Source organism: Streptomyces sp. AcH 505 (assembly GCF_000818175.1).
GTDB lineage: Bacteria > Actinomycetota > Actinomycetes > Streptomycetales > Streptomycetaceae > Streptomyces.
In genome coordinates this window covers 4,324,963-4,332,069 of sequence record NZ_JTIY01000001.1, presented here as the reverse complement: position 1 = coordinate 4,332,069, position 7,107 = coordinate 4,324,963, and the positions used below count along the sequence as shown (strand labels likewise).

General features: G+C 70.7%; 6 protein-coding genes. 1 reads left to right on the top strand and 5 read right to left on the bottom strand.

Features of this window, described 5'->3' with window-relative positions; translation table 11 throughout:
• From HY68_RS45295 to HY68_RS19810, 5 genes are all read right to left on the bottom strand, one after another.
• Nucleotides 1-335: cation:proton antiporter (locus HY68_RS45295; protein ID WP_041990721.1), on the bottom strand; the 335-nt coding region annotated here is incomplete at its 3' end.
• A gap of 95 nt (nucleotides 336-430) precedes the next feature.
• Nucleotides 431-916, bottom strand: coding sequence for a GNAT family N-acetyltransferase (locus HY68_RS19825; RefSeq protein WP_041990720.1), 486 nt, complete (start codon nucleotides 914-916; stop codon nucleotides 431-433).
• Nucleotides 913-1,854 (bottom strand): RluA family pseudouridine synthase, encoded by a 942-nt coding sequence (locus tag HY68_RS19820; RefSeq protein WP_041990717.1) that lies wholly within the window; start codon nucleotides 1,852-1,854, stop codon nucleotides 913-915. The genes HY68_RS19825 and HY68_RS19820 overlap by 4 nt, the downstream gene beginning before the upstream one ends.
• A gap of 17 nt (nucleotides 1,855-1,871) precedes the next feature.
• A complete protein-coding gene (gene lspA, locus HY68_RS19815; protein ID WP_041990716.1) occupies nucleotides 1,872-2,432 on the bottom strand; it encodes a signal peptidase II in 561 nt (186 codons plus the stop codon).
• A 100-nt stretch (nucleotides 2,433-2,532) separates the two neighbouring features.
• The gene (locus HY68_RS19810; RefSeq protein WP_041990714.1) at nucleotides 2,533-3,252 is read right to left on the bottom strand and encodes a TraR/DksA C4-type zinc finger protein; all 720 of its coding nucleotides are present in this window, start codon (nucleotides 3,250-3,252) and stop codon (nucleotides 2,533-2,535) included.
• A 615-nt stretch (nucleotides 3,253-3,867) separates the two neighbouring features.
• Between HY68_RS19810 and ileS the strand changes: the two genes are divergently transcribed.
• On the top strand, nucleotides 3,868-7,020 hold the full coding sequence (gene ileS / locus HY68_RS19805; protein ID WP_041996636.1) for an isoleucine--tRNA ligase: 3,153 nt from the start codon (nucleotides 3,868-3,870) through the stop codon (nucleotides 7,018-7,020).
• The last annotated feature ends 87 nt before the right edge of the window (nucleotides 7,021-7,107 follow it).

The window sequence follows — 7,107 nt, the reverse complement described above, 5'->3', positions numbered from 1 at the left end:
GCGATCGGCAGTCCCGGTACGACCGAGCCGGCGACCGCGGCGACCGCAGCCGTCGTGACGAACACCAGCGCGACGGCGAGCAGGAAGATGGGGCGTCTGTTGGCGGCGAACTGCCGCCAGGAGGTGCGCTGCACGGCCGCGTACAGCAGCGGCGGAAGCAGCACCGGCAGGATGAAGTCCGGCGGCACCTCGACGTTCGGCACGAACGGCAGCAGGGCGAGGACGACCCCGAGCAGGGTCATCAGGACCGGCGGCGGCAGTCCGATGCGCTCGCCGACCGGCACCATGACCACCGCACCGAGCAACAGCGCGAAGAGCAACGCCAACTGGTCCACGGGTGCGTCCTCCGGCGGTCGACAGCCGCCACAGAGGTTGGGGCGGGGATCGGACGATCAAGACACCAGAGTGCCATGTGCTCCGACCGGCGCTTTTACAGCCCCCGCCGCATCGACCGGTGGGCGATGCCCGCGTCCTGGAACTCGGGTCCGTACGGCTCGTAGCCCAGCTTCTGGTAGAAGCCCATGGCGTGCGTCTGGGCGTGCAGGTCGACGGCGGTCAGACCGCGCTCGCGCGCCGCGTCCTCGATGGCGCGCACCAGCGCCGCGCCGACGCCCAGACCGCGGGCGGCCTTGGTCACCGCGAGCCGGCCGAGCGAGCCGACGCCGGGCGCTCCGCCGGTGCTGCCGGCCGCGTCGGCGCCGTACAGCAGTCGTCCGGTGCCCAGCGGCAGCCCGTCGTCGCGGACCGCGAGTACGTGGACGGCCGTCTCGTCGTGGCTGTCGTACTCGATGTCCTCGGGCACCCGCTGCTCGGCGACGAAGACGTCCTTGCGGATGCCGAAGCACGCCTCACGGTCGGCCGGGTCGACCGCGACCCGTATCCGGTACGCGGCGCCGCCCGCCGCTGCCTCGGTCATGCGTTGCTCTCCGCCCTCACCTTGTCCAGCGCACCCTGCAGATCGGCGGGGTACGTGCTCTCGAATTCCACCCAGCGCCCGTCCGAGGGGTGCTCGAAGCCGAGGCGCACCGCGTGCAGCCACTGCCTGGTCAGGCCGAGGCGCTTGGACAGGGTCGGGTCGGCGCCGTAGGTCAGGTCGCCCACGCAGGGGTGCCGGTGGGCCGACATGTGCACGCGGATCTGGTGCGTACGGCCCGTCTCCAGCTTGATGTCCAGCAGCGAGGCCGACCGGAACGCCTCGATCAGGTCGTAGTGCGTCACGGACGGCTTGCCGTCGGCGGTGACCGCCCATTTGTAGTCGTGGTGCGGGTGCCGGCCGATGGGGGCGTCGATGGTCCCGCTCATCGGGTCCGGGTGTCCCTGCACCAGCGCGTGGTAGCGCTTGTCGACGACGCGCTCCTTGAACTGGGCCTTCAGCAGCGTGTACGCGCGCTCCGACTTGGCCACCACCATCAGCCCGGAGGTGCCGACGTCCAGCCGGTGCACGATGCCCTGGCGCTCGGCCGCGCCGGAGGTCGAGATACGGAATCCGGCGGCGGCCAGGCCGCCGATGACGGTGGTGCCCGTCCAGCCGGGGCTGGGATGGGCCGCGACTCCGACCGGCTTGACGATCACGACGATGTCGTCGTCGTCATGGACGATCTCCATGCCCTCGACCGGCTCGGCGACGATCCGCACCGGCACCGCGGGGGCCGGCATCTCCACTTCGAGCCAGGCGCCGCCGTTCACCCGCTCGGACTTCCCGACGACGGAGCCGTCGACCTGGACCTTCCCTGAGGCGGCCAGCTCGGCCGCCTTCGTACGGGAGAACCCGAACATACGGGCTATGGCGGCGTCGACGCGCTCGCCTTCCAGTCCATCGGGCACGGGCAGCGTTCTGATCTCGGGGAAGCTCACCCGTCGAGTATGCCTTGTCAGTCCTTGTGGACTGTCCCGTCCGGGTCCAGGCCCCGGAAGGACAGGATCACGATGAGGACGCCGCCGCAGCAGATCGCGGAGTCGGCGAGATTGAACACGGCGAAGTGCCAGGGCGCGATGAAGTCGACGACCGCGCCCTGGAAGACGGAGGGTGCCCGGAAGATCCGGTCGGTGAGATTGCCGAGCGCGCCGCCGAGCAGCAGGCCGAGGGCGATGGCCCAGGGCAGGCTGTGCAGCTTGCGGGCGAGCCGGGCGATGACCACGATCACGGCGGCCGCGATGACCGTGAAGATCACGGTGTACGCGGCTCCGAGACCGAACGCAGCGCCCGCGTTCCTGATCACCCGGAACCGCAGCACGTCGCCGAAGACGTCGACCGGCGCCTCGTTCTCCAGCTTGGCCACGACCAGCGTCTTGCTGCCGAGATCCAGCAGGTAGGCGAGGAGGGCGACGACGAACAGGGCGGCGATCTTGCGCCGCCCCTTGGGCCGCTCGGCGGCCTCCGCTGCCTCGTCGTCGACATCCGGCGTACCGATGATGCGCTCCGCCTCTGTCACGTGAGTCCCTCAACCTAGATGCTTTGACGCCGAGGATACGACACGACGCTCCCCAGGTCAGCCGCCGCCCGAGGGCGATCCGCCGGACAGCTGCGAGCGGCTAGCCCCGGCGCTCCTGCTTCTGCTTGTCCTCGACGCAGAGCGTGGCCCGGGGGAACGCCTGCATCCTCGCCTTCCCGATCGGTTTGCCGCAGACCTCGCACAGGCCGTACGTGCCCGCGTCGAGGCGCTGGAGCGCCCGCTCGGTCTGTTCGAGCATCTCCCTGGCGTTGGCGTTGAGGGACATCTCGTGTTCGCGGGTGATGTTCTTGGTGCCGGTGTCGGCGTCGTCGTCACCCGCGCCGTCCCCGGAGTCGCGCATCAGCCCGGCGAGGGCCTGCTCGGACGAGCTGATCTCGTGCGCCAGCCTCGTCACCTCGCCCTCCAGGCCCGCACGCGCCTCGGCGACCTCTTCCGGTGTCCACGGGTCCTCACCCGGGCGTACCGCCAGCTCCCCCGGAGGTGTCGCGGCGGCGACGGGTGCCGGCGGAACCGCTGTCGCGGTCGCGGCGCCCTCGGTGGCGGCTGTGGTCCCGCTGCCGCCCGCAGTCTTCTTGGCTCCCACCGTCTTGGCTCCCGTCTGTTCCGCGGCCTGGGCCGCCCCCTCGGCCGCTGGTGCGGCCTTCTTCGCCGCGGCTTTCTTCGCCGGCCTCTTCTTCGCCGGTGCCGTGCCCTCCGGCGACCGCTCGGCCGACGACTTCTTCGCCGCCTTCTTCGCCGCCTTCTTCGCCGCCGCCTTGCTCGCGGCTGAGTCGTTCGCGGCGGACTTCTTCGCCACCATGCCGCGGCCCCTTCACATTTTGTGATCTTGCGCGCAAATCGTGTTGGGACGATAAATCGACATCGCCCCCGCGGCAACGGGGCACGCCGCCGCCACGGGCCTCCCCCTGTCGTGACAAGACACGCCTCCATGCGTTGTGCCCAGCTCCCCGCCCGGTAATCCGCCGCCGGGCGGCTGCCGGGAGTGTCCTGCTACGTCATGACCATTCGGGTCACGCGCTGCGCCGTATGCCGACCTGGGACCGGCCCCGCCGCCGCGCGGAAAAATCGGGTCTGCCCGCGCCGCGCGGGACCGTACACTGGCGTCAGCGAAAGGCGTGGATGGGGACGAGTAGCGTCGTAAGCGGCCATGAGCGACCCGGGGACGGTGCGAGCCCGGGGGCACAGCGCGAAGTGAAGGATCACCCCGGAGCCGCCGGAAGAAAGCGCGGGTCCTCGAAGGACCGGCGCGAGTAGAACCGGCAGCGCGACCCCAATGAGGGGGCCACGGGCGGCGTACGCCCGGGGCCAAGGAGGGTGGTACCGCGGGAGCCCAGCTCTCGTCCCTTCGACGGAGACGACGCAGTTCCGCCGGAGGAAGCGACCGATGACCACGCCAGCGACACCCGCGACACCCCTGACCCCGCCGCTCTACCGCCAGGTGCCGGCGCAGGTCGACCTGCCCGCCCTGGAGCACGCCGTGCTGGACTTCTGGCGCGACGCCAAGGTCTTCGCCAAGAGCCTCGACCAGTCCGAGGGCCGCCCCGAGTGGGTCTTCTACGAGGGCCCGCCCACCGCCAACGGCATGCCGGGCGCGCATCACATCGAGGCCCGCGTCTTCAAGGACGTCTTCCCCCGCTTCCGCACCATGCGCGGCTATCACGTCGCGCGCAAGGCCGGCTGGGACTGCCACGGGCTGCCGGTCGAGCTGGCCGTCGAGAAGGAGCTGGGCTTCAACGGCAAGAAGGACATCGAGGCGTACGGCATCGCCGAGTTCAACGCCAAGTGCCGCGAGTCGGTCACCCGGCACACGGACGCCTTCGCCGAGCTGACGACCCGCATGGGGTACTGGACCGACCTCGACGACGCGTACCGGACGATGGACCCGGAGTACGTCGAATCCGTCTGGTGGTCGCTGAAGGAGATCTTCAACAAGGGTCTGCTCATCCAGGACTACCGGGTCTCGCCCTGGTGCCCGAAGGACGAGACGGGGCTGTCCGACCACGAGCTGGCGCAGGGGTACGAGACGATCGTCGACCCCTCCGTCTTCGTCCGCTTCCCGCTGACCTCCGGCCCGCTCGCGGGCGAGGCGGCGCTGCTGGTCTGGACGACCACCCCGTGGACGCTGGTGTCCAACACCGCGGTCGCCGCGCACCCCGACGTCACGTATGTCGTCGCGACGGACGGCACGGAGCGTCTTGTCGTCGCCGAGCCGCTGCTGGAGAAGGCGCTGGGCGAGGGCTGGGAGCGCACCGGGCAGACCTTCACCGGCCGCGAGATGGAGCGCTGGACTTACCAGCGCCCGTTCACGCTCATCGACTTCCCCGAGGACACGCCGGCGCACTACGTCGTCAACGCCGAGTACGTGACGACGGAGGACGGTACGGGTCTGGTCCACCAGTCCCCCGCCTTCGGCGAGGACGACCTGAAGGTCTGCCGCTCGTACGGCCTGCCGGTGGTCAACCCGATCCGGCCGAACGGCACGTTCGAGGAGAGCGTGCCGCTCGTCGGCGGCGTCTTCTTCAAGAAGGCCGACGAGGCGCTGACCGAGGATCTGCGCGCACGCGGTCTGCTGCTGCGGCATGTGCCGTACGAGCACAGCTATCCGCACTGCTGGCGCTGCCACACCGCGCTCCTCTACTACGCGCAGCCGTCCTGGTATATCAGGACGACGGCGGTCAAGGAGCGGCTGCTGGCGGAGAACGAGAAGACCAACTGGTTCCCCGACTCGGTCAAGCACGGCCGGTACGGCGACTGGCTGAACAACAACGTCGACTGGGCGCTGTCGCGCAGCCGTTACTGGGGCACGCCGCTGCCGATCTGGCGCTGCGCCGACAACCACCTCACGTGCGTGGGCTCACGCGCCGAGCTGACCGAGCTGACCGGCACCGACCAGTCGTCGCTCGACCCGCACCGCCCGTACATCGACGAGGTGGTCTTCGGCTGCCCGGAGTCCGGCTGCGAGCTGACGGCGACGCGCGTGCCCGAGGTCATCGACGCCTGGTACGACTCGGGTTCGATGCCGTTCGCGCAGTGGGGCTACCCGCACAAGAACAAGGACCTGTTCGAGAAGCGCTACCCGGCGCAGTTCATCTCCGAGGCCATCGACCAGACGCGTGGCTGGTTCTACACGCTGATGGCGGTCGGCACGCTGGTCTTCGACAAGTCGTCCTACGAGAACGTGGTCTGCCTCGGCCACATCCTCGCGGAGGACGGCCGCAAGATGTCCAAGCACCTCGGCAACATCCTGCAGCCGATCCCGCTGATGGACCAGCACGGCGCGGACGCCGTGCGGTGGTTCATGGCGGCGGGCGGCTCGCCGTGGTCGGCGCGGCGCGTCGGTGACGGCACGATCCAGGAGGTCGTGCGCAAGACGCTGCTGACGTACTGGAACACGGTCGCGTTCCAGGCGCTGTACGCCCGTACGTCGCTGTGGGCACCCTCGGAGGCCGACCCGGCGCCGGCCGACCGGCCGCTGCTCGACCGCTGGCTGCTGAGCGAACTGCACGCGCTGGTCGACCAGTCGACGCAGGCGCTGGAGGCGTACGACACGCAGCGCGCCGGCAAGCTGCTGTCGGCGTTCGTCGACGACCTGTCGAACTGGTACGTGCGGCGCTCGCGCCGCCGGTTCTGGCAGGGCGACAAGGCGGCGCTGCGGACGCTGCACGACGTGCTGGAGACGGTGACGCGGCTGATGGCGCCGCTGACCCCGTTCATCACGGAGCGCGTCTGGCAGGACATGGTCGTCCCGGTCACCCCGGACGCGCCCGAGTCCGTACACCTGTCGGTATGGCCGGAGGCGGACCTGGCGGCGATCGACCCCGAGCTGTCGAAGCAGATGCTGCTCGTCCGCCGCCTGGTGGAGCTGGGCCGCGCGACGCGTGCGGAGTCGGGCGTGAAGACCCGTCAGCCGCTGTCGCGCGCACTGATCGCCGCGACGGGCTTCGAGTCGCTCTCGGACGAGCTGCGCGCCCAGATCACGGAGGAGCTGAACGTCGCGGGCCTCGCGACCCTGTCGGAGGTCGGCGGCTCGCTGGTCGACACGACGGCGAAGGCCAACTTCCGCGCCCTGGGCAAGCGCTTCGGCAAGGGCGTCCAGGCGGTGGCCGCGGCCGTCGCCGCGGCGGACGCGGCGGCCCTGTCGGCGGCGCTGCGCGACGGTACGGCGTCGGTCACGGTCGACGGCGCCGAGGTCTCGCTGGCCCCGGACGAGGTCATCATCACGGAGACCCCGCGCGAGGGTTGGTCGGTGGCGTCCGACTCGGGCGCGACGGTCGCCCTCGACCTGGAGATCACCCCGGAACTCCGCCTGGCGGGCCTGGCCCGCGACGCGATCCGGCTGATCCAGGAGGCCCGCAAGAACAGCGGCCTGGACGTGGCGGACCGGATCGCGGTCCGCTGGACCTCCCCGTCGTCCCCGACGGAAGAGGCCCTGCGCGCCCACGCGGACCTGATCGCGGAAGAGGTCCTGGCCCTGGACTTCGCGCCGGGCGCACCGGACGACGAGTCGTACGGGGCGGCGTTCACGGACGAGGGCCTGTCGCTGACGTTCCACCTGCACAAGGTGTAACGGGCGGCCGGCTTCGCTGCGCGGGCAGTTCCCCTACCCGCCCCTTCCCGAAACCGGGGGCAGGCCCCCGGACCCCCGAGCCGGCGG

Coding starts and splice junctions, on each gene's coding strand:
- HY68_RS19810 (WP_041990714.1), bottom strand. CDS start 3,252: ATGGTGGCGAAGAAGTCCGCCGCGAACGACTCAGCCGCGAGCAAGGCG.
- HY68_RS19825 (WP_041990720.1), bottom strand. CDS start 916: ATGACCGAGGCAGCGGCGGGCGGCGCCGCGTACCGGATACGGGTCGCG.